Origin of the sequence: Sporosalibacterium faouarense (assembly GCF_016765695.1) — a bacterium.
Classification (GTDB): Bacteria; Bacillota; Clostridia; order Tissierellales; family VENL01; genus Sporosalibacterium; species Sporosalibacterium faouarense.
Genome location: NZ_JAETGO010000018.1, coordinates 1 through 22,103 on the forward strand (window position 1 = coordinate 1; position 22,103 = coordinate 22,103).

22 protein-coding genes and 1 riboswitch are annotated in these 22,103 nt (G+C 31.7%); of the genes, 1 reads left to right on the forward strand and 21 read right to left on the reverse strand.

Going from position 1 to position 22,103, the window contains the following annotated elements:
• Both JMO20_RS02390 and ftcD read right to left on the reverse strand, forming a co-directional pair.
• The coding region (locus JMO20_RS02390; RefSeq protein ID WP_202707834.1) for a formate--tetrahydrofolate ligase at positions 1-216 on the reverse strand (216 nt) is incomplete at its 3' end.
• 29 nt (positions 217-245) lie between these two features.
• Positions 246-1,175: a glutamate formimidoyltransferase gene (gene ftcD, locus JMO20_RS02395; RefSeq protein ID WP_202707836.1), complete on the reverse strand. Its 930-nt coding sequence runs from the start codon at positions 1,173-1,175 to the stop codon at positions 246-248.
• Between the two features lie 637 nt (positions 1,176-1,812).
• On the opposite strand from ftcD, the gene JMO20_RS02400 reads away from it, so the two are divergent.
• Positions 1,813-2,505, forward strand: a complete 693-nt coding sequence (locus JMO20_RS02400) for a cyclase family protein (protein ID WP_202707838.1) — start codon at positions 1,813-1,815, stop codon at positions 2,503-2,505.
• Positions 2,506-2,569: 64 nt separating this feature from the next.
• Here JMO20_RS02400 and JMO20_RS02405 read toward each other — a convergent pair whose 3' ends face one another.
• The 19 genes from JMO20_RS02405 to JMO20_RS02495 all read right to left on the reverse strand — a co-directional run bounded on the left by JMO20_RS02405 (position 2,570) and on the right by JMO20_RS02495 (position 22,069).
• Positions 2,570-4,258 carry a PucR family transcriptional regulator gene (locus tag JMO20_RS02405; RefSeq protein WP_202707840.1) on the reverse strand — a complete coding sequence of 563 codons (1,689 nt, stop codon included), beginning with the start codon at positions 4,256-4,258 and terminating at the stop codon, positions 2,570-2,572.
• A 256-nt stretch (positions 4,259-4,514) separates the two neighbouring features.
• On the reverse strand, positions 4,515-5,150 hold the full coding sequence (locus tag JMO20_RS02410; protein ID WP_243414610.1) for a cyclodeaminase/cyclohydrolase family protein: 636 nt from the start codon (positions 5,148-5,150) through the stop codon (positions 4,515-4,517).
• 362 nt (positions 5,151-5,512) lie between these two features.
• Complete coding sequence (locus JMO20_RS02415) at positions 5,513-6,352, reverse strand: formate/nitrite transporter family protein (protein ID WP_202707842.1); 840 nt, start codon at positions 6,350-6,352, stop codon at positions 5,513-5,515.
• An 18-nt stretch (positions 6,353-6,370) separates the two neighbouring features.
• Positions 6,371-6,916, reverse strand: a complete 546-nt coding sequence (locus tag JMO20_RS02420) for a beta-class carbonic anhydrase (protein WP_202707844.1) — start codon at positions 6,914-6,916, stop codon at positions 6,371-6,373.
• A gap of 187 nt (positions 6,917-7,103) precedes the next feature.
• Complete coding sequence (locus JMO20_RS02425; protein WP_202707846.1) at positions 7,104-7,244, reverse strand: hypothetical protein; 141 nt, start codon at positions 7,242-7,244, stop codon at positions 7,104-7,106.
• A 65-nt stretch (positions 7,245-7,309) separates the two neighbouring features.
• Complete coding sequence (locus JMO20_RS02430) at positions 7,310-7,759, reverse strand: MOSC domain-containing protein (RefSeq protein WP_202707848.1); 450 nt, start codon at positions 7,757-7,759, stop codon at positions 7,310-7,312.
• A gap of 1 nt (position 7,760) precedes the next feature.
• Positions 7,761-8,231: a cyclic pyranopterin monophosphate synthase MoaC gene (gene moaC, locus JMO20_RS02435; RefSeq protein WP_207753412.1), complete on the reverse strand. Its 471-nt coding sequence runs from the start codon at positions 8,229-8,231 to the stop codon at positions 7,761-7,763.
• A 4-nt stretch (positions 8,232-8,235) separates the two neighbouring features.
• The gene (gene moaA / locus JMO20_RS02440; protein WP_202707850.1) at positions 8,236-9,192 is read right to left on the reverse strand and encodes a GTP 3',8-cyclase MoaA; all 957 of its coding nucleotides are present in this window, start codon (positions 9,190-9,192) and stop codon (positions 8,236-8,238) included.
• Between the two features lie 107 nt (positions 9,193-9,299).
• On the reverse strand, positions 9,300-11,195 hold the full coding sequence (locus tag JMO20_RS02445) for a molybdopterin biosynthesis protein (protein ID WP_202707852.1): 1,896 nt from the start codon (positions 11,193-11,195) through the stop codon (positions 9,300-9,302).
• Positions 11,196-11,210: 15 nt separating this feature from the next.
• Entirely contained in the window at positions 11,211-12,437 is a 1,227-nt protein-coding gene (locus JMO20_RS02450; protein ID WP_202707853.1) for a molybdopterin molybdotransferase MoeA, read from the reverse strand.
• Positions 12,424-13,071 (reverse strand): energy-coupling factor ABC transporter ATP-binding protein, encoded by a 648-nt coding sequence (locus tag JMO20_RS02455; RefSeq protein ID WP_202707854.1) that lies wholly within the window; start codon positions 13,069-13,071, stop codon positions 12,424-12,426. Before JMO20_RS02455 ends, JMO20_RS02450 begins: the two co-directional genes overlap by 14 nt.
• Positions 13,072-13,761, reverse strand: a complete 690-nt coding sequence (locus JMO20_RS02460) for an ABC transporter permease (RefSeq protein WP_202707855.1) — start codon at positions 13,759-13,761, stop codon at positions 13,072-13,074.
• A 137-nt stretch (positions 13,762-13,898) separates the two neighbouring features.
• Positions 13,899-14,747: an ABC transporter substrate-binding protein gene (locus tag JMO20_RS02465; protein WP_202707859.1), complete on the reverse strand. Its 849-nt coding sequence runs from the start codon at positions 14,745-14,747 to the stop codon at positions 13,899-13,901.
• A gap of 149 nt (positions 14,748-14,896) precedes the next feature.
• Positions 14,897-15,017, reverse strand: a riboswitch (molybdenum cofactor riboswitch).
• Entirely contained in the window at positions 14,986-15,768 is a 783-nt protein-coding gene (fdhD, locus tag JMO20_RS02470) for a formate dehydrogenase accessory sulfurtransferase FdhD (protein WP_202707865.1), read from the reverse strand. (Overlaps the previous riboswitch by 32 nt.)
• An 89-nt stretch (positions 15,769-15,857) precedes the next feature.
• Positions 15,858-16,460, reverse strand: a complete 603-nt coding sequence (gene mobA / locus JMO20_RS02475; RefSeq protein WP_202707867.1) for a molybdenum cofactor guanylyltransferase — start codon at positions 16,458-16,460, stop codon at positions 15,858-15,860.
• A 10-nt stretch (positions 16,461-16,470) separates the two neighbouring features.
• A complete protein-coding gene (locus tag JMO20_RS02480) occupies positions 16,471-16,962 on the reverse strand; it encodes a MogA/MoaB family molybdenum cofactor biosynthesis protein (protein ID WP_202707869.1) in 492 nt (163 codons plus the stop codon).
• Between the two features lie 17 nt (positions 16,963-16,979).
• On the reverse strand, positions 16,980-19,661 hold the full coding sequence (fdhF, locus tag JMO20_RS02485) for a formate dehydrogenase subunit alpha (RefSeq protein WP_202707871.1): 2,682 nt from the start codon (positions 19,659-19,661) through the stop codon (positions 16,980-16,982).
• A gap of 12 nt (positions 19,662-19,673) precedes the next feature.
• Positions 19,674-21,464 (reverse strand): NADH-quinone oxidoreductase subunit NuoF, encoded by a 1,791-nt coding sequence (gene nuoF, locus JMO20_RS02490; protein ID WP_202707873.1) that lies wholly within the window; start codon positions 21,462-21,464, stop codon positions 19,674-19,676.
• A 236-nt stretch (positions 21,465-21,700) separates the two neighbouring features.
• On the reverse strand, positions 21,701-22,069 hold the full coding sequence (locus tag JMO20_RS02495) for a (2Fe-2S) ferredoxin domain-containing protein (protein WP_202707875.1): 369 nt from the start codon (positions 22,067-22,069) through the stop codon (positions 21,701-21,703).
• Between the last annotated feature and the right edge of the window lie 34 nt (positions 22,070-22,103).

Sequence of the window (22,103 nt, forward strand, 5' to 3'; positions counted from 1 at the left end):
AGTTTTTCCCTCACCTGCTGGAGTTGGGTTAATTGCAGTAACTAATATTAACTTTCCATCTTCCTTAGCCTTTAAACGCTTGAATACGTCTAAAGAAATCTTAGCCTTATAATTACCATAAAGCTCAACTTCATTTTCTTCGATTCCTAATCCTTTAGCTACTTCGACTATTGGAAGCATCTTAGCTTCTTGTGCTATTTGAACATCTGTTTTCAAAAAACTTCCCTCCCTTTTGTTTATAAAAGCTACTCCATTAAATGTGTTTCTAATATTTGCTCTGTTCTAAAGTTTTCTAGTCCTAAGAAATATTCTAATGAATTAAGTAAGTGCTCTAGTTTTACTGGTCCTACAATCTCTGATCCAGTAACATTCACACCATATCTTTCTGCTTCTTGCTTAACAAATTTAAATGCTCTATATAATGGAGTTTTTGTACAGTCAAACATATTCATAGATACAACTACTCCACTTCTTTCTGGGAATTTAATACCTACGGCTCTTATTGTGGAGAATCCACCACTTGGTCCTCTAACAGCCTTACCAATTTTCTTAGCAATACTTACATCTTCTGTATCTAAGAATACATTATAAGCAGTTAGACCTTCTTGGTCAGCACTCACAATTGTTGCACCAGATCTATCACTAAGCATGCCATCAACACTAAGCTCTGGTTTTCTATCTTCATAATCTGGATGGGATTTATCTTTAAGTAAGTCTCTTAATCCCTCATATTGTCCTTTTCTAATAAATCCAAGAGATTTTCTTCTTTCATCTCTTGCATTTACTCCCGAGAAGAAGATTGGTACTTTTGTTCTCTCATGAAGCTCTTTACCTATTTCTTCAGCTAAATCCTTACACTCATCAAGAGTAATATTTTTAAATGGGAATAGAGGAATAGTATCCTGCGCACCGATTCTTGGGTGAGACCCTTCTTGCTCTTCCATGTTAATAAGCTCAATTGATTTTTCTGCCATATTAAGTAATGCTTCCTTTAATGGCTGTGGTTCCCCTATAGCAGTTACCACAGTTCTGTTAAAATCATGCTCTGGTTCATAACTAACTAGAGTGACCCCTTCTACCTTTCTTACTTCTTCTACAATTGCCTTAATAACATCTTCATCCCTACCATTACTAAAGTTAGGAACTGCAAGTATGTACTGTTTTTGCTCTGACATTCAAAAACCTCCTTTAAAGTTATTAATTTGCTTTTTTTATTGTTTGTTTTTCATTGTTTTTTTATCCTATTTTGATGATAACACAAAATAACAAATTCACCTTTATTATTAGTTTATAAAAAACACACTATTCTTTAAAGAAATATACGGAATTATTTTGTCAAATGTTTATAATTTTCTAAATTTTTAATGGGGATTGTAAATAACTTATTTTATTTAAATTATAATTCCCTTAAAATAAGGGATACATGTAGTAATTAATTTTTTAAGTTCTTATAATTTATCTTATAGTGTTTTGTAAAATATTTATAAAGCAATTTATGTATTCAATTACTATAATTATATATATAGGTAAGTTAACTACATTAATAACTTGTTTTACCTTTAATGTATTTAATTATTCTTTAAACTATTTGGAGCAATTTATTATTTCTTATATAATACAAGATATACTATAGTATTTAATATGCTCAATTAGTATTATACAATATTATTCCTGTTTTGGGGAACAATAGAATTGATTATGTTTTTTTCTGAAGTTTGTATATACATATTTAAACTATAGTACTATTTTTGAGTTTTAAATATATCAATAACCTGATATATATTTAATATAATTAACGAAGGGAGAGATTATATGGGATTACGTTTAATTGATTTATCACAAGAGATTTTTCAAGGTATGTCAGTTTTTCCTATGCATCAAAAGACATTTATAATGTCTAATATGTCTCATGAACAAAATATGCAGGATACCGGAAGCAAAAAACTAGGTTTTTCTGCTAGAAATTTGCTCCTTAGTGAGCATTGTGGAACTCATAGTGATGGTGTATGGGAGTACAAACCATCAGGTGAAACTATCGATAACATGCCTTTAGAGTATTTCTGGGGTAGTGCTATTTGTATTGATTTATCTCACATACCTCCAACTAGGTATATTGAACCTAGAGATTTGGAAGAAGCGGTTAGGAAATCTGGTCAAGAAATACAAAAAGGAGATATCCTATTAATGTACACAGGTCACTTTGATAGAAATTTTGGGACTGATAAATGGCAAACCACATATTCAGGCTTAAGCTATAATGGCGCTAAATGGCTAGCAGAAAAGGGCGTCGTAAATATTGGAGTCGATGCACCAGCTATAGATCATCCAGACGATTTAGATTTTTCAGGTCACTTAGTTTGTGGTGAATATGATATTACTAATACTGAAAATTTATGCAATCTTGATAAAATTGTAAACAAAAGATTTCTGTACATAGGATTACCACTTAAGATTAGAGACGGTTCAGGTTCTCCTATAAGAGCAGTTGCACTTGTTGAAGATTAATATTAAAGAGTCTTTATCCTAAGGTAAAACTGAGGATTAAGACTCTTTTAAAATTAGCTTTTATTTAGTTATCTTCTATATGCTTTTTTAGTAAATTCTTAATTTTTAGTGCTATTTCTAAATTCAATCTATCATCAGGATTTTCTAAGGACATTCCCGTTATTTCATTTATTCTTTGGACCCTATATAATACAGTATTGTAATGTGTAAATAGAATATCTGACATTCTTTTTAAATTGCCATTGCTATAAAAATAGGCTTCTAGTGTTTTGACTAGTTCAGTTGACTTTTTTCTATCGTATTCGACTAAAGATTTTAACGTTGTATCATAAAACTTCTTTAACTCATCCTCTAATTTATCTTGGCATAGTATTTTATAGATACCTAAATTTTCAAAGCTAACAACTCTTCCCTTATTTAGTATTCTCCCTGCTCTTATTGCTCTTACACCATCCATCAAACTTTTATTAACATTTTCTAATCCTTTAGATGGTCGTCCGATTCCCATTCTGAAGTCTATATTCTTAAATTTATCCAGAAGTAATGCTTCCATTTTCATTTTAAATTGTGTTAATTTCTTCTTAGTTTTTGCATCATTTTTAAATGATATTAAAACTTGTACACTATCAGTTCTACTTGCAGCTATCCCAACAAGACCTAACTCATTTAGTAAGTCCTCTATTAAGTTTAATATACTTTGAGCACTTTGCTGAGTTAATTCCATATACTTTTCATTTTCTGGCTCTTGACTTATTTTATTGTTAAATTCAGAAACTATAATTACATACTCATCATCTATCCCTAAATTAAACAAGTGAGATCTTTGGATTGCTTTTTCTTTCCTACTCTTATCTAATGAAAATAAGTCCTCAAGGAACTCAGATCTGTATCTATTTTCTACCTCTTTAATTGATAGTTCTTTAAAAATCTCTAAAGCTATAGTAGTTGATGCTGTCTCAACAACTGAATAATCAAAGCCACCCAATGGAGTATTAATACCCCAAGCAAATATATGTCCAAATACTTTGTTCTTAACAACTATAGGCATTACCATTCGCTGAATATACTTGCCATTTATTAAAACTTTACTCTCATATAGTTTCTTTTCTATTCTCTTTCTAAGTTCTGGATCATAAAACGTTCTAGAATTTTCTAATAAAATTTTCTTTATATCTTTATCTATAAAATCAAACTCTTCAATTGATTCATTTGGTGATTGGAGCTTTATTAAAATAGGATTTTTAATATTATGACTAATCACCTCAGCTATCTTTTTAAGACTAGAATTTGATAACATTGCATTCATAAGTTCTTCATGAACATGTTCAACTCTCTGCAAAAGTCTAGCTTGTTTATTAAATATTTCCTTAAGAATAGGCGTCATAATATCCGAAAAAGGTATAGCATAATATAAGTCTATTATAGGAAAATTCAGTCTATCTGCAAGGTCTAGTACCTCTTGAGATAAACTCTCTAGATATGGATATATTTTAATTCCAATTCCTGCTAACTTCTTCTTTGAGCATTCCTTTATTAGCTTTTTTTGCTCTTCTATATTATCTTTCTTAAATGAATACGCTGTAGTAAGCAAAAGTTCCCCTTCATCAACCCAATTTAAGATATCTGGGTCTGCCATGATATTTACCTTAGAAACTACATTTTTAACTCCTTTGAATCCCGCTATAACCTTACATTTTTCCATAAAATCCATTTTCATAATGTCATCAATTGTTATTCCGTTTTGTCTAGGCATATTAATCTACTCCCTTGCAAAGGTTTAAATTAGCTCTTAAGAATAATTTGAATTTCATTGTGCTTTTTTACTCTAAAGGTAATTAAATATTACATTTCTAGCAATTTCTTCACTTATCTTTTTAAAACTAAAATTTCGACATTTTATTAATTTTCCTTAATATTATATTAACACGAATCTTATCATAATAAAAGAAAGGATTCCTTGAATTTTTAGGAACCCCTTCTGTATACGCGTAGAAATAATTTAGTTCTATTTATAATTTACTATATACTATTTTAAGAACTTCTTCTTTTAATGAATTTCCTTCATCCATTATTTTTTCACATTCATTATTTATCTTTTCTACATATTCTTTATCTTTAATGCTTGATAGATTTATTTTTACGTTGAATAAGGCTCCTTCTAATCCAGAACATCCTAATAATGCACCAACTCCAATATCAGTTATAGCATTTTGATTTCCATATTCAGCGAATACTTTTTGAAGTCTTAAAACCTCTAAACATTTTTCTGCTGTTTCTAAAGGTACCTCTAACGCTTCTTTTGTAGCTTCTTGGATAGCTTTACTTCTCTCTGCCTTTTGCTCTTCAGTATCCTTTGGCATCTTAAAAGCAGCCATAACACCATTAAATGATTTAGTGTCTTCATCAACTAACTCATTTAGTCTTTCTACAAGCTTCATTGCTTCATCAAAATTCTTATCTACACTAGCTTTTTGTTCAGCATCCAAAGCTTCATATGCCTTTCTGCCAATAGTAAGATTACCTACCATTGCAGTAAGAGCTGAACCTAAACTACCTGTTAGTGCTGCAACACTTCCTCCTCCTGGTGCTGGTGCTTTACTTGCAACTGCTTCTACAAAATCCTTAACTGTTTTTTCAATTAACAATCTAATCCCTCCCATTATGTAACTTAATTTATAACTTATTATTAAATTTATCATTCATTATATTCCAATCATAGTCTAACATAGACTTTTTTCATAGTCTATGTGTATTTTTTACAATACCTTAATATTATAATCTTTTATGTCTATTTATTGAAGATAAGAAGTGTATGAGGAAATTGCATATTTACAAGTAAGACATACTCTCATATGAAGTTCTACCATGAATCTACCACATACAAGAAATTTCTTAATCATAATCGTATATATTATCTTTAGTAATTTACCATTAAAATATTAAATTTTTATTCCAATATAAATTCCCCTTATAATAAACAATTTATTACAAGGGGAGCTTTATCGTATTAAGCAGTTTTCTTCTTATTATTTGCCATGAATCCTTTTACTATACCTTTATTCTTATCACCTGATGGCTTAACATATGCCAAATAATACACCACAGGAACTATTACTGCACCGCCTAAAACATTACCTAAAGTGACTGGTATTATATTGCTTATCCACATTTGCATCCATGTAAAGTTTCCACCTAACATCTTACCTAGAGAAATAAAGAACATGTTTGCAACACTATGCTCGAAGCCTGACAATACAAATAACATTATTGGAAACCAAATCGCAAATATCTTGCCAATAATGTCTCTTGCTGCTGTAGCAAACCATACAGCTAATACAACAATTGTATTACAAAGTATAGCTCTTAAAAAAGCTTCTCCAAAAGGTAATGCCACCTTTGCCTCAGCAATTCCTATTGCTTTTGTAGTTATAGCAGCATCAGATTTATATAATCCTGTTTTAACCAGTATAATTGCTAATAAAATTGATCCTATAAAATTACCTATATAGACTATCACCCAGTTCTTCATCATTTTATTAAAGGTTATTTTTCTATCCATAAGTGCTAAAGTCATTAAATTATTACCAGTGAACAGCTCTGCACCTGCCATAAGTACAAGCATAAGTCCAACAGGGAATACTGCCGCTCCTAAGAATTTCGCTATTCCAATATCAATGCCTCCTAAAGTTTGAATCACGGTTATATCAGCATGAGCACCAAAGCCTATAAATACACCAGCAAAAATCCCTAATAATATCATTTGTAATGTCGATAAATTTGCCTTTTTTATACCACCTTTAATAGTTGCTCGTGCTACTTCTGATGGGCTTAATATCCTTTTATCCATAATGACCTCCTTTAAATTCTAAGCATTACCATCAACTATTACTTCTAATTCTCCTGAATATGGATCTATTGATAAACCATGTACCTTAACGTCTAAAGGTATAAAAGGAGATTTTTCTATTTTGTTTACAACTTCAATTATATTTTCTTTTTCGTCGCTGATAATTCCAGTCCATTCTTCTAAATCAATAGAATTAATTATTTCTTCAGAAATTCCTCTATATAACATAGCTTCTTTAATCTTTTCTAAATCTTGCTTAGCCATCCCGCAATCCTTATGTCCAACTACAAAAACTTCTTCTAACCCCATCATAATTGTCCCTAGAGAGATAGACCTTATAACATCATCACAAGCTGTCCTAATTGAGTTTCCTGCATTCTTCAATACTTTAACATCTCCTTGTCTAAAACCCATAGACTCTTCTACAAGATTTACAAGTCTTGTATCCATACAAGTAAATATTAGAGCTTTCTTTTTAGCATGAGAATCAATTTTTCTACCCTCACCTTTTCTCTCATTAATATATAATTTATTCTTTTCTAGTACTTCTTTAAGTAAGCTCAATTTTTAACCTCCTAAATATAACGAGATGATGCCATCGTCCATATTATACTAGAGTTATAATTCCATATCAATCAATATGTAATTAATTTAACAGTTTTTGTAGTATTTTGTAGTGATTTTACAAAAAAACAACCCTCAAATAGTATTGTTTTTATAACTTAATACCATTGAAAGTTTGATTTTTTCTTTACGGATAAAATCCGATTTTCCCCATTTTTCTTAATAATACATATATATTAACTCTTGCTATATTATTCCAAATGTAGAATATCATTACATTTGTGTTATTAGATCGACTATTTTCTCTGTCTATAGGACTTTTTTTCACCTCATAAAACTCCACATAATATAATTATTTTATTAATTATACCTAAATAAAATTAAAGTGTGCCCTTATTCATCTATCAATATCCCAATAATATCTCCTTCTCGCACAGTACCACCCTTTACCACTTTTGTAAAAATTCCTTCCTTAGGCATAACACATTGTCCTACTTCCTTGGCAATTTCACACCCACTATGACATTTCTTTCCGATTTGAGTAACTTCTTGAACAGTTTCACCAATCTTAAGTTTTGTTCCTACTGGTAAAGTATATAATTCTATTCCTTTTGTGGTTATATTTTCTGCAAATTTACCACTACATAAACCTTCTATCCCTTGTTTTCGCATCTTATCAACACTTTCTACACCCAACAGACTTACCTGTCTATGCCAATTCCCTGCATGAGCATCCCCTACTAATCCATGATTTTCTTTAAATATACCCTCTTTAATAGGTTTTTTTATAACTCCCTTTTTTTTACTTATATTTACCGCTACTACTTTACCACTTATTTTCATATTATTCACTCCTTTCATAGGTCCCCGATTTTCCCCCTGTTTTTTTAATCAATTTAATCTCCTCAATCACCATATCCTTATCTATTGCCTTACACATATCATATATAGTTAAAGCTGTAATAGATACTGCTGTTAAAGCCTCCATCTCTACACCTGTTTTACCTGTGGTTTTTACTTCCGCTTCAATTTCAATTTTATTATCTAATATATTAAAACTTATATCTGCTCCTGAAAGAAAAATATTATGGCACATTGGAATAATATCACTTGTCTTCTTTGCTCCCATAATACCAGCAACTTGTGCAACTGAAAGGACATCACCTTTATTTATTAAACCTTCTCTAATCTTTTCAATGGTGTCCTCTTTCACTTTAATACTTCCTCTAGCTATTGCTATTCTTTTAGTTACTTTCTTATCTGTAACCTCTACCATATGAGCTCTGCCACTTTCATTAAAGTGAGTTAACTTCATAATTCTACCCTCCTATTTCGTGCATATTTCTTTTTATGTACTGACCTTCTTCTAATTTATGTGACTTAGGCTTTTTTAATATTTCTTGTAATATAAACTGTTTCAAATCCTTGCCCTCTCTAATAATACTTCTTATATCAATCTCATCATCTGAGTGAAGACAAAGCTTTAACTTTCCTGTTGCTGTAACTCTAACTCTATTGCAATAATCACAAAACTTACATGAAATTGGATTAATTATACCAATTCTACTATTTGAACCTGGTATTTTATAATAATTGGCTGGTGAAGAAATATCTTCATTCTTAACAGGAGTCAGTTCTCCTAAATTATCTAATATAGTTTGGTTAGACATAAACCTGTCGACTGCCCAGTTGGCTGCCTCTCCTATAGGCATTAGCTCAATAAACCTTATATCTACTTCAAACTCTTTTGCAAAATTTATAAAGGATGGAACTTCATTATCATTAAACCCACCTATAAGAACTATATTTATCTTTATAGGAGTTAAACCAATCTTTTTTGCTTCCTCTACTCCACTAATTACATCCTTCAAGCTTCCAAGCCTTGTAATCTCTCTATACTTAGTATCATCAAGTGTATCAAGACTAATATTAACCCTATTTAGTCCCCTTTTTTTCAGTTCCTTGGCATACCGATTCAAAAGCACTCCATTTGTTGTCATAGCAAAATCTTTTATTCCATCAATCTTACCGATATCTCTTACTAGATCTAAAATTCCATTTCTAACTAAAGGTTCTCCGCCAGTTAATCTAATTTTATCTACGCCTAATGATGTAAAAACTTTAGCTATGTATGAAATTTCTTCTATTCTCAAGATATCACTATGACTAGTTTTTTTTATTCCCTTTTCTGGCATACAATATTTACACCTTAAATTGCATAAATCTGTTACTGATAATCTAAGATAATTGATTTTTCTTCCATATAAATCCTTCATTATTTCACCTGCTTTTTTGATTTCATTTTATAATCATAGTGATATTATATTAAGTCGGCTTTATATTAATATTATTATAATATGTCTTTTTATCATATATTGAATTTTTATAAAATGGTAATTACTTGGCCTATACCTTCAGTTTTATATCCATCTAAACTGTTTACTCTATTTATAAACTCTTGAGATTTAATTGTCTCTATAAATAATTGTGTTTTTCTATCAGATAAATTATCATATGGAATCAAGAAATCATATTCTTCTTCAGCAACCTTAATAAAATCTAAGTCCATGGCCTTTGCCGCTGACATTATTCCCAAGCCTGTAGTTGCTAGTCCTGATTTCACAGCCATTGCTACAGACATGTGAGTGCTCATTTCCCTTTCATATCCTTTAATATCACTAGACTTAATTTTTCTATTATTTAATTCATAATCTAATAACACTCTTGTGCCTGCACCTCTTTGTCTATTTATATAAATAACATCTTCATTAACTAAATCTTCAAAGCTCTTAATATTTTGTGGATTTCCTTTCTTTATAATAAAACCTTGATATCGCTTGACACCTTTTATTAGTGCCATTTTATTTCCTCGGAAATATTTCTTAATATACGAAATGTTATATTTCCCTGAGATTGGATCTAATAGATGTATAGGTGCAATATGACATTCTCCTCTTAACATTGCCATAATTCCTCCCATGCTTCCCACATGTCCAGATGATAATGGCATCAGATCACCTATGATATCCATAATCAAATCATGACTCCCGATGGAAACCATTGTGTTTTTGATTTTATTTAAAGGTTTTAATAGCTTTATATTAACCTTTGAACCTGCTTCCAATCCTTCACTATTCTGAGGGACCTCAAGTATACCATCTGCTTTAACTAAACTCATAGTTACACCTGCTCCACTGGATATAGGTGTTGCAATATACTTATCATTCACATATCCAACATTTACCCTAACTAGCTCTTTATTCTTAACAGATGACACGATTCTCTTAGATAAAGTTGCAGATAATAAATCCTCATTATATAATATTTGACCAGTATAGCGGTATATTAAAGGCTTTACAAAGGATTCAAAAGCTAAATATGAAGACACAGGATATCCTGGCAATCCTATCACAGGCTTCTCATTTATTATACCTAGTATGGTAGGCTTACCTGGCTTTATTGCAATACCATGTACAATTACCTCACCCAGTTCTTTAATTATTTTAGCTGTATAGTCTTTTGTTCCAGCCGATGAACCTGCATTAATTATCAAAATATCATTATTTTCTATACCTTTAGAAATTGCATTTTTAAGAAGGTTATATTGGTCAGCTACAGGAGAATATCTATTAGCAATAGCACCATATTCTTCTATTAAACCTTGAAAAACCCTAGAGTTTGAATCAATAATTTTCCCTGGTTTCAAATCCCTATTATTCTCTATGATTTCTGAGCCTGTAGGAATAATTCCAATCTGAGGCTTTTTATATACTTCTATTTCCTCTATTCCTCCAGATAATAAAGCTGATAAATCAATGGGCCTGATTTTGTGTTTGGAGGGGAGTATCATTTCTGTAGCAACTATATCTTCTCCAATTGGTCTGATATGCTGCCAAGGGTAAGCCGCCTTTAAAATCTTCACTTTTCCTTCTTCTAACTCTATTACATCTTCTATCATTATGACTGCATCAAAACCATCTTGTATTAAGTTTCCTGTATTTATATATATAAAGCCTTTTCCTTCTTTTAAAATTATAGGGTTTACTTCACTAGCCTCATATGTAGATTCTGCCTTAACTAATATTCCATCCATTGCAGCAGCATTATAATGGGGAGATGAATTTTTAGCATATATTGCATTAAAGGTTATCCTCCCAATAGTATCTAACACATCTATTTTTTCATGTTTGTTTTTAAACCCTAATCTATTAAAAAATATCTCTTGAGCTTCTTCTATGGGTGTATTCTTAATATAGATATTTCTATCTTCTTTTTTCAACTTTTGTCCTCCCTTCTATAGAAAATATACTTGTCTCTCGTCGCCTTTATTTATTCCTTCTTCTTCAGAGGATATTATTATATAACCATTGGATTCAGATAATAGAGTTATCATTCCCGATTTCCCCCAATTAGGAATTGCATAAAGATTTCCCTTTCTCTCTTCTAATTTTACCATGTGATATGTTTCCTTACCTGGATTGGAGTGAACATTAAAGTCTAGTATGGCCTTTGTTTTTTTTCTCTGTCTTCTAGTATTCATTACTCCCTCTATTAGGTGTTCAACTAATACCTTAAATACTATTATTGAAGATACTGGATGTCCCGGTAATCCAAAAACAATTTTCCCATTAGCTTCACCAACTAAAGTTGGTTTACCAGGTTTTATTGAAATCCCATGAATAAATACTCCTTCTCCATCAAAGGAGTTAATCACATCATAAGTATAATCTCTCACACCTACTGAGCTTCCTCCAGATATTAAAACTACATCTGAATTGTCAATACCTTTCTCCACTTCATCTCTTAGGAGGTCAAACTCATCTCTAACAATAGATTTAGCTACAACTTCTCCACCAATGCTTTTTATAAGTGAATATAGGGCGTATCCATTAATATCCCTAATTTCCCCCATTCCCAATTCTTCATCTAAATCAATAATTTCATCACCAGTAGATATTACATAGAACCTTGGCTTCTTATATACTTTTATTTCTTTTTTTCCTATAGCAGCTAAAACTCCAATATCTTGGGGAGTTAATTTCTTTCCTACTGACAATATAGTTTGATTTTTCTTGATGTCATCCCCTTTTAAAATTAAGTTTTCTCCATTAGATATAGGCTTGTACACAAATATACTCTCGCCAGCCATATTTTCTGCATTTTCAATCATTACAACTGAATCTGCTCCATTGGGAATCATGCCTCCCGTAGGAACATAAACTGCTTCTCCAGGATTAACTTCTAGATCTGTTTTAGTTCCCATGGAAACTTCACCTTTATAGTTTAATAAGCTTGGTACTGTTTCAGTTGCCCCATAACTATCTTTACTTTGTATTGCATATCCATCAACAGTTGACCTATTAAATTCTGGAACATTTATATCTGAAACTATATCCTCTGCCAAGACTCTATTTAAAGCCTGAACAAGATTGATTGTTTCTATTTTTAAATATTTATTTTTTACTCTCTTAAGTAGTCGTTCTTTTGCCTCTCCCACGGAAATAACATTAAAAAAGTCCATCTTTGTCTTCCACCCTTCCATTCTTAAGAAATATAATTTCATCACATAGTCTATATGCTTGCTCTATATCGTGGGTAATAATTATTATAGTTGTATTGTATTCTTTATTATATTCTTTTAATACTCTTTCTAATGTACTAATTGAATCCTCATCTATACTTGAAGTTGGTTCATCTAATAATATTAATTCTGGCTCGATTATAACTGCCCTAGCTAATGAAACCTTCTGTGCTTCTCCCCCTGAAAGTTGTGTACTCTTCTGATCTCTTAAATGGTATATACCTAATTCTTTTAATATCTCATTAGTCTTCTCTTTTACTACGGATTTCTTGAGTTTTCTAATTTTCAAAGGATATGCTACGTCTTCATAGACTTTTCTATTCAATAGATATGGTTTTTGAAAAACCAAAGTAATATCTAAATACATACTATCGTTAAATTTTTCTTTATTATAAGTTATGCTTCCTTGATATTCCTTATCAAGTCCCGCCAATATATTAATTAAGGTGCTTTTACCTGCTCCATTTGGGCCTATTATACCTGTTATTATATTCTTCTTAAATTTAAGCTCCTCAATATCTAATATCATTTTAGTTCCGAAATATTTCTTTAAGTTTTTTATTTCTATATCCATTTAATCCTCCTTATTATAGCTGTAAATAATACTATTTATAAGAAAAGATATTAATAATAATACTAGTCCTAAGGCTATAGCTCTAGAATAACTACCCATGGAATTAAACATTGCAATAGATGTAGTTATAACCCTTGTATGTCCTTTTATATTTCCACCTACTATCATAACTGCCCCAACCTCAGATATAGCCCTTGAAAATACAGTTATTACATTTATAAATAGATATATTTTCAGCTCTCTAACTATTAGTATAATTACATCAAATCTTCTAGCTCCTAATGTCAATCCTATCTTTTCAATCTCTTTCCCTCTATTTTTTGAAAGATTATAGACTAAACCTAAGGCTAATGGAAATACCAATATTGTTTGTGCAATTATCATAGCTGTAGGCGTATACAAAAGCTGTAATGACCCAAGTGGTCCTCTCCTCGAAAGACTGATTGCCACTAAAAGTCCTACCACTACTGATGGTATACTCATAAAAGTATATAATATTCTAGAGAATAAACCTTTTAATCTGAATCTCTTAATTCCTAGATAAACCCCTATTGGTATTGCAAGGAATGAAGATAATGCAGTGGCTGTTGATGATACAGCCACTGATAAAAATATTATTCTATATAACTCTTTATCTAACTTAAATAGTAATAAAATCCCTTCCTTCAATCCTTGTAATATATAGTCCATAACTGCTCTCCTTTATCTTTTACTTAATAAAGCATTCTGATATAGGATTTATACTTTAGTATAAATCCTATATCAGAAATCAAGTTCTATAATAAATTCAAACCAAAATATATTTAGTTCTTAGATGAAGAAACTACCTATTTATTGTAGTTAGGTGTAAATAATGGCATTCCAAACTTATCTTTACCATATTCCCCTATCATCTTTTGTATGTCCTCTGAAAGTAACCAATCTATAAATTCCTGTGCTCCTCCATTATTTATATTTTCATTTTTATCTGGATTTACTGGTATCACTCCGTATTGATTGAATAACATTTCATCCTTTTCTACTAAAATATCTAAATTAAGTTTATCTTTAAGATTTAAGTACGTTGCTCTATCTGTCATTGTATAAGCTTGCTTTTCATCAGCAATTTTCAAAGTATCTCCCATTCCACTTCCGCTTGATAAGTACCAACTTCCTTCTGGCTGAATCCCAGCATTTTCCCATATACTCTTCTCTTTTTTATGGGTTCCTGAATCATCTCCTCTAGATACAAAAGTGGATTCTGATTCTGCTATAGTCTGAAACCCTTTTACTACATCGTTAGCAGCTTCAGCATGTATATTAGCACTATCTTCCTTAGGACCTACAATAACAAAGTCATTATACATAACATCATATCTTTTTAGTCCGTGACCCTCTTCAACAAATTGCTCTTCAGAAGGTTTTGCGTGAACTAAAAGTACATCTGCATCTCCATCTCTACCCTTTTGTAAAGCTGCACCTGTTCCTACTGCTACAACCTTTACTTCTATTCCTGTTTTCTCTTCAAAATCAGGTAATATATAATCTAATAATCCACTATCTCTTGTACTTGTTGTTGTAGCCAAGATTATACTGCCATTATCACCAACACTAGTATCCTGAGCATTCTGTACTGAACTACATCCTGTAATAAGACTTATTATTAATAAAGCTACAATTAATAAATTTTTTTTCATTTCATTACAACTCCTCTCATTTTTTAAAAATCTAAATAAGAGAGCTTTTTATTAAAATAAAAAATAGTCCTTGAAAGGACTATTGAAGTATTAAATCTAATTTTGGGCATATTACACCCTAAAGCTTATAATAGATAAATATAAACTGATTTAATAATTCAAACTCTCCTTTCCAAATACGGGAGGCATAAATCTTTCTTCTTATACCCATCGGCTCTAATCCGTAGTTAAAACAACCTTAGGAATTCAAGCTCGGAAAATTCGTATACATATTCATTTTTTTACCCCTCGCAAATCCAATTAAAGTAATATTCAACTCCTTAGCCATATCTATTGAAAGATTAGTAGGTGCTGATCTAGAAATTATAGTGGATATACTTCTCATACTTGCCTTTATTAGAATCTCTGATGTTATTCGTCCACTAGTGACAATAAACTTGTCCTCTAGCTTAATCTCTTCTAATAATATTCTTCCTAAAATCTTGTCCAAAGCATTATGTCTTCCTATATCTTCTTCAAATATTAATATTTGATTATTCTTACATAATGCACAGCTATGAACTCCACCAGTTTCTAAAAACATCTTAGATTTTTCATTGAATTTAGTCATTAGTTTGTATATATTATCTTTGTCAATATCTAACCTCTTGGAAATCTTCTTCGTTTTAAATGAATCAATTACATTGTAGAAGATTGTTCCTTTACCACAGCCTGTGGTAATAGTTCTTTTTCTAGAAAGATTTTTACTTAATGAATTAGTTCTCGTAGTATTTACAAAAGCTAATCCTCTCTCTTCATCAATATCTATTTTTTCAATATCTTCTTTTTTATCAATTATTCCTTCTGATTGTAAAAATCCTATTGCTAAGTATCTTAATGACTTAGGCGTACATAGTAAAGTTATGAATTCCTCATTATCTAAATAAATCGTAAATGGATATTCCACTACAACTTTATCCTCTATTTCATTAACTTCATCACCTTTTATTTTTAATATATTATATGACTTTATATTTTTCATATAAGACCTCTCTTCTTATTTAAAAATAAAATCATTTATGAGCTTTAGTATTTTTATAGTTTGTCTACTTTTTATAAATGAGGAAAGCCTTAATTTACTCTTTTCCCAGATAAATATAATTCTAAATCATGGGTTGTATTAAGATTCATGAACATATCCCAATTAGGACTATACCTCAAAGCAATTTCTTCCTCTACATAATAGAAATTTAGCTTTCTTACTAAGGAATGTATAGACCGTTTATCATTAAATAAGTGTTCCTCTATTTTGGGAACTATATCTTTCGAATAGAAGCTATTAAATGGCTCTATCCAATTACCTTTTCTAGATAAACATCCATCACCTCCCACTTCATTAAGTTTATCTTTCATATATTGGATAAACTTTAAATTAATATTGGGCATATCGCAAGCTAGAAAATAAACATACTTACTTGATGCCTTCTTTAAAGCTGTATGAATTCCACTTAAAGGACCTTTCTCTTTAATTTCATCTTCAACAATCTTATGAGGAAAGTCCTTATAATACTCAGGCTTATTAGTGACCATTATTATTTCTTCGAATTGATTTTCCAACTTCCTAGTAATAATATCTACTAACTTTGTCTTATTAACTTCTAGAAATTGCTTGTCAAAACCCATTCTACTACTTTTACCCCCAGCTAATATTACTGCTGTTCCAAAGTTTTTCATCACTTTCCCCTCATTCTCTAGCACATTCAGTGGCTTTTCCAGTTAATATCTCTAATCCATGTTTTAGACTTCCAATTATATAATCTAATGATTCTCTAACAGCTTTAGGACTGCCAGGAAGATTTACTATTAATGTTTCATTTCTAATTCCCGATACTGCCCTAGATAACATTGCTCTAGGTGTTATTTGAAGACTATAATATCTTATTGCCTCACTTATTCCTGGTGCAAGTCTATGAACTATTTCCCTTGTAGCCTCAGGGGTAACATCTCTTTTACTAAATCCTGTTCCTCCAGTTGTTAGTATTAAATCTACTTTTAAATTATCACTCATGTTAATCATTTCTTCTGATAACATCTTTTTATCATCAGGCAAAATGATTTTCTTGATAACCTTATAGTTATTCTTTCTTAGGATTTCTTCTATTACTTCGCCACTTTTGTCCTCTCTTTCATTCTTATATCCTTTATCACTTGCTGTAATTATTCCAACATTAAACATGACAATCCTCCTAAGACCTATAATATTTTTTCTATCCTTACTGCAGTCACCTTAAGCTCTGGAATCTTTGCTATAGGGTCAAGCTCAGTACCAGTTAGTACATTGGCAGCTCCATCAGCATAATGGAAGGGAATAAATACAGTGTCTTCTCCAATTATATCTGTGATTTTTGCCATCGTTGTTATAGTACCTCGTCTAGATGTAACTTTAACTTTTTCTCCGTCTTCTATATTTAACCTATTGGCTGTAGCAGGATTAATCTCTATAAATGATACAGGTGCTTTTTTATTTAAACCTTCTACCCTTCCTGTCATAGACCTTGAATGATAGTGATATAATACTCTTCCCGTAGTCATAATATAAGGATATTCAGAGTCTACACTCTCAACACTTCCCACATATTCTTGAGGCATAAATAACCCTTTACCCCTTGCAAAAACACCTTTATGAAGGTATTTTGTACCTGGATGACTCTTAGATGGACATGGCCATTGCAATCCTATTTTAGAAATTCTATCATAGCTGATTCCACCATACTGAGGTGTAACAGACGCAATTTCATCCATTATTTCTGATGGTGATGAATATTTTTTATCATAGCCTAGTCGATTCATTATATCCATTAATATTACCCAATCAGGCTTTGCTTCTCCTGGAGCTTCTACAGCTTTTCTAACTCTTTGTATTCTTCTTTCACTATTGGTAAAAGTACCTTCTTTTTCTGCAAAGGAAGCTGCTGGCAATACAACATCAGCTCTTTCAGCAGTTTCAGTTAAAAATATATCCTGTACTACTAAGAAATCTACATTATCTAATGCCTTTTTTACATGGTTTATATCAGGATCTGATATCATTGGATTTTCTCCCATGATATATAAGAAGTTAACACTACCTTCCTCTGCTCCATGTATGACCTCAGGTATAGTTAAACCTACTTTAGGAGACAATTTAGTATTCCAAGTCTTTTCAAATTTTTCTTGAATCTCTGGTTTAAATACCTTTTGATATCCAGGATAATCAGCTGGAAGCCCACCCATATCACATGCGCCTTGAACATTATTCTGACCTCTTAATGGGTTCACTCCTGCTGACTCTTTACCAATATTCCCACAAAGTAATGCAAGATTTGAGACAGCCATAACTCCATGGGTTCCTTTTTTATGTTGTGTTATTCCCATTGCATAGTAAATTCCAGACTTATCACCCTTTGCATATATTCTCGCAGCTTTTCTTATGTCTTCTGGGTCTATTTCACAAATCTCTCCTATCTTCTCTGGAGTGTATGCCTTTACTAATTTTACTAGTTCCTCATAGTCCTCAGTTCTTTCTGCTATATACTTCTTATCTTCTAATCCTTCTTCAATTATTACATTCATCATGCTATTTAATAAAGCAATATTTGTTCCAGGCTTTATTTGAAGAAACACATCAGAGTCATTAGCTAGATCTATTTTTCTAGGATCAGCTACTATTAATTTAGCTCCTTGTGCCTTTGCTTGCTTCATCTGTGCCCCAATTACAGGGTGATTCTCTGTAGTGTTTGATCCTATTACAAAGATTACGTCTGCATCTTTTACTTCTGCAATACTGTTTGTCATAGCTCCACTTCCTAATGTAGTTGCAAGACCTGCAACTGTAGAGCTATGTCAGAGTCGAGCACAGTGATCGACACTGTTAGTTCCTATTCCTGCTCTAAATAATTTTTGAAATAAATAATTCTCTTCATTTGTACATCTTGCAGAAGTAAATCCTGCAAATACTTCAGAACCTTTTTCTGATTTTATATTATTAACTTTTTCTACTATTAATCCATATGCTTCTTCCCAACTTGATTCAACAAATTGCCCATCCTTCTTAATAAGGGGCTTATTTAGCCTATCTGGATGATTAATGAAATTAAATCCAAATTTACCTTTAACACAAAGTAGTCCATTATTTGAAGGACCGTTTGCTGGTTGTACACCAACGACCTTGTTATCTTTTACTAGTAGATCCATCTGACATCCAACTCCACAATAGGAGCAAGTTGTTCTTACTTTTTTTGTCTCCCATAGTCTAAACTTCTCCTTAGATTTGGGCATTAATGCACCTACTGGACAGACTGACACACAATTTCCGCACGATACGCATACTGAATTATCTATGCCAATTTCAAATGGTGTAGATACATGGGTATTGAATCCTCTTTCACTAAAGCCTATAGCATTTGTATGTTGTAACTCTGAACATACCCTTACACACTTTCCACAGTTTATACATTTATTTTGGTTATTATAAAAGAATGGACTACTATCATCTATTTCATAATTTTTTCTCTTTCCTTCAAATGTTGTTTCCTTAACATCATATTTATAGCAATACTCCTGTAACTTACACTCTCCTGACTTCTCACATGTTAAGCAATCATTTGGATGATTCGCCCATAATAAATCTAAGATATCCTTCCTAGCCTGAATGACTCTTTCACTATGGGTTTTTATTTCCATTCCATCTGCAACTTTTAAAGAACAGGATGTTTGTAGATTTCTAGCTCCCTCTACTTCTACTACACACATTCTACAGGCCGCATGGGACTCCAATCTTTCATCATAGCATAATGTGGGGATATCTATCCCCATTTTTTTTGCCGCTTGAAGTATTGTAAAGTCATTAGGTACTTCTACTCTTTCATCATTTATTTTAATTATAACTGTATCCATACTTATCCCCCTTTACTTCAGAATTATTGCATCAAATGGGCATGCTTCCATACAGGCCCCACACTTAATACATAATTTATTATTAATAGAATGTATTTCTTTGACTTTTCCAGTTATACAACTGCTTGGACATACTCTAGCACATTTTGTACATCCTTTACACTTATCTGTTATAAAGTAATCTAATAAAGCCTTACACTGACCTGCTGGACAGGTCTTATCAATCACATGGGCCTCATATTCATGCCTGAAGTACTTTAGGGTTGATAAAACGGGATTCGGTGCAGTTTGACCAAGTCCACATAATGAAGTATCTTTTATTGTTTTAGCTAACCTTTCTAATTTATCAATATCTTCAACTTCACCTTTTCCTTCTGTAATCCTCTCTAATATTTCTAGCATTCGTTGAGTACCTTCTCTGCATGGATTACATTTCCCACAGGATTCTTCTACTGTGAAGTCTAGAAAAAATCTAGCGATATCTACCATGCAATTATCTTCATCCATAACTATCATTCCACCAGATCCCATCATTGAGCCCAAGGCTACTAATGAATCAAAATCTATTGGAGTATCTAAATGATCTGCAGTAATACATCCACCAGATGGTCCCCCAGTTTGAACTGCTTTGAACTCTTTACCATTTGGTATTCCTCCACCTATATCATAAATTACTTTTCTAAGGGGTGTCCCCATTGGAATCTCAACTAATCCTGTGTTTTCAATTTTTCCACCTAATGCAAAAACCTTAGTTCCTGAAGATTTTTCTGTACCAATACTTTTAAACCAATCTACACCCTTTAGCATTATCTGTGGTATGTTGGCATAGGTTTCAACATTATTAATTAATGATGGTTTCTGCCATAATCCTTTATTTGCTGGAAAAGGAGGCTTATTTCTAGGCATTCCCCTTTCTCCTTCAATAGATGCAATTAATGCTGTCTCTTCTCCACAAACAAATGCCCCAGCACCAAGTCTTATTTCCATATCAAAATCAAAGCCTGTCCCTAATATATTCTTGCCTAATAATCCCTTTTCTCTAGCTTGATTTATCGCTATTTGTAATCTTTGGACAGCTATTGGATACTCGGCTCTCACATATACATACCCTTGGTTTGATCCTATAGCGTATCCAGCTAATGACATTGCTTCAATCACAGAATGTGGGTCTCCTTCTAGTATACTTCTATCCATAAAAGCTCCAGGGTCTCCTTCATCGGCATTACATAATACATACTTTTCATTTCCTGTAGCTTTAGCAGCAAAGTTCCATTTTAAACCAGTGGGAAACCCTGCTCCCCCTCTACCCCTTAACCCTGATTCTGTTACAACTTTTATAACTTCTTCAGGTGACATTTCTGTAAGTGCCTTTGCTAGTCCCATATAGCCATCGAATGCAATATATTCATATATATCCTCTGGACTAATCACACCACAATTCTTTAAGGCAATTCTCTCTTGCTTTTTATAAAAGTCTACTTCATATATTGATTTTATTGCTTCTTCGCTAATTGCTCCTTTATATAATAATCTCTTAACAACTACACCTTTAAGTAGATGTTCTTCTACTATTTCCTCTACATCCTCTAGTTTTATCTGACTATAAAAAGAACCTTCTGGATAAACAATTACTATTGGACCTGCTTCACATAATCCAAAGCACCCCGTTCTTACTACCTTAACTTCTTTATCCAGATCCTTCTTCTGTATAAGATTTTGAAATTCCTTTTGTAACTTATCGGACTTTGAGGAGGTACATCCCGTACCTCCACATATTAGTACATGTGATCTATAGATATTCATTCCGTTTACCCTCCCCCATATTCCTACTGTAATTATTACTATATTTTATCCTTTGAAAAAAATATTTGTATATTTGAAAAAATGGCATATTTACAAATTAATTATATTTTTGCAAGATTTCATCAGCACTACGACTTATTCAGTCACTTTTTCCTTAAATCAAATAGTAAAGTGACTGAATACTGGAGTCACGAGTATATAATCTTGCATAAAATTTCAATATGAAATTTCATCATTTATTGATTTGAGCCGATTGTATACTCTTGTACTATCTTCCCATTGATAATATGTTCTTCCATGACTTGCTTAGCTTTTTCTAGAGTCATATGTACATAAGTTACCTTTTCTTCCCCAGGTTTATATACTTCAAAAACAGGCTCTAAGTTGCATGCTCCTATACATCCTGTTTGAGTTACAGTAACATCTTTCAAATCTCTTTTATTTACTTCATCCAATAAGGACATTAAAATAGACCTAGCTCCAGCAGCTATACCACAGGTATCCATTGACACTACTATTCTAGTTCCTTCTTCACGATCTTTCCTCAAATTAATTCTTTTAAGTGATTCTTCTTTTACCTTTCTTAATTCTTCTATTGATTTCATTTATACACCCCATTTTTGTATAATTATTATAAAC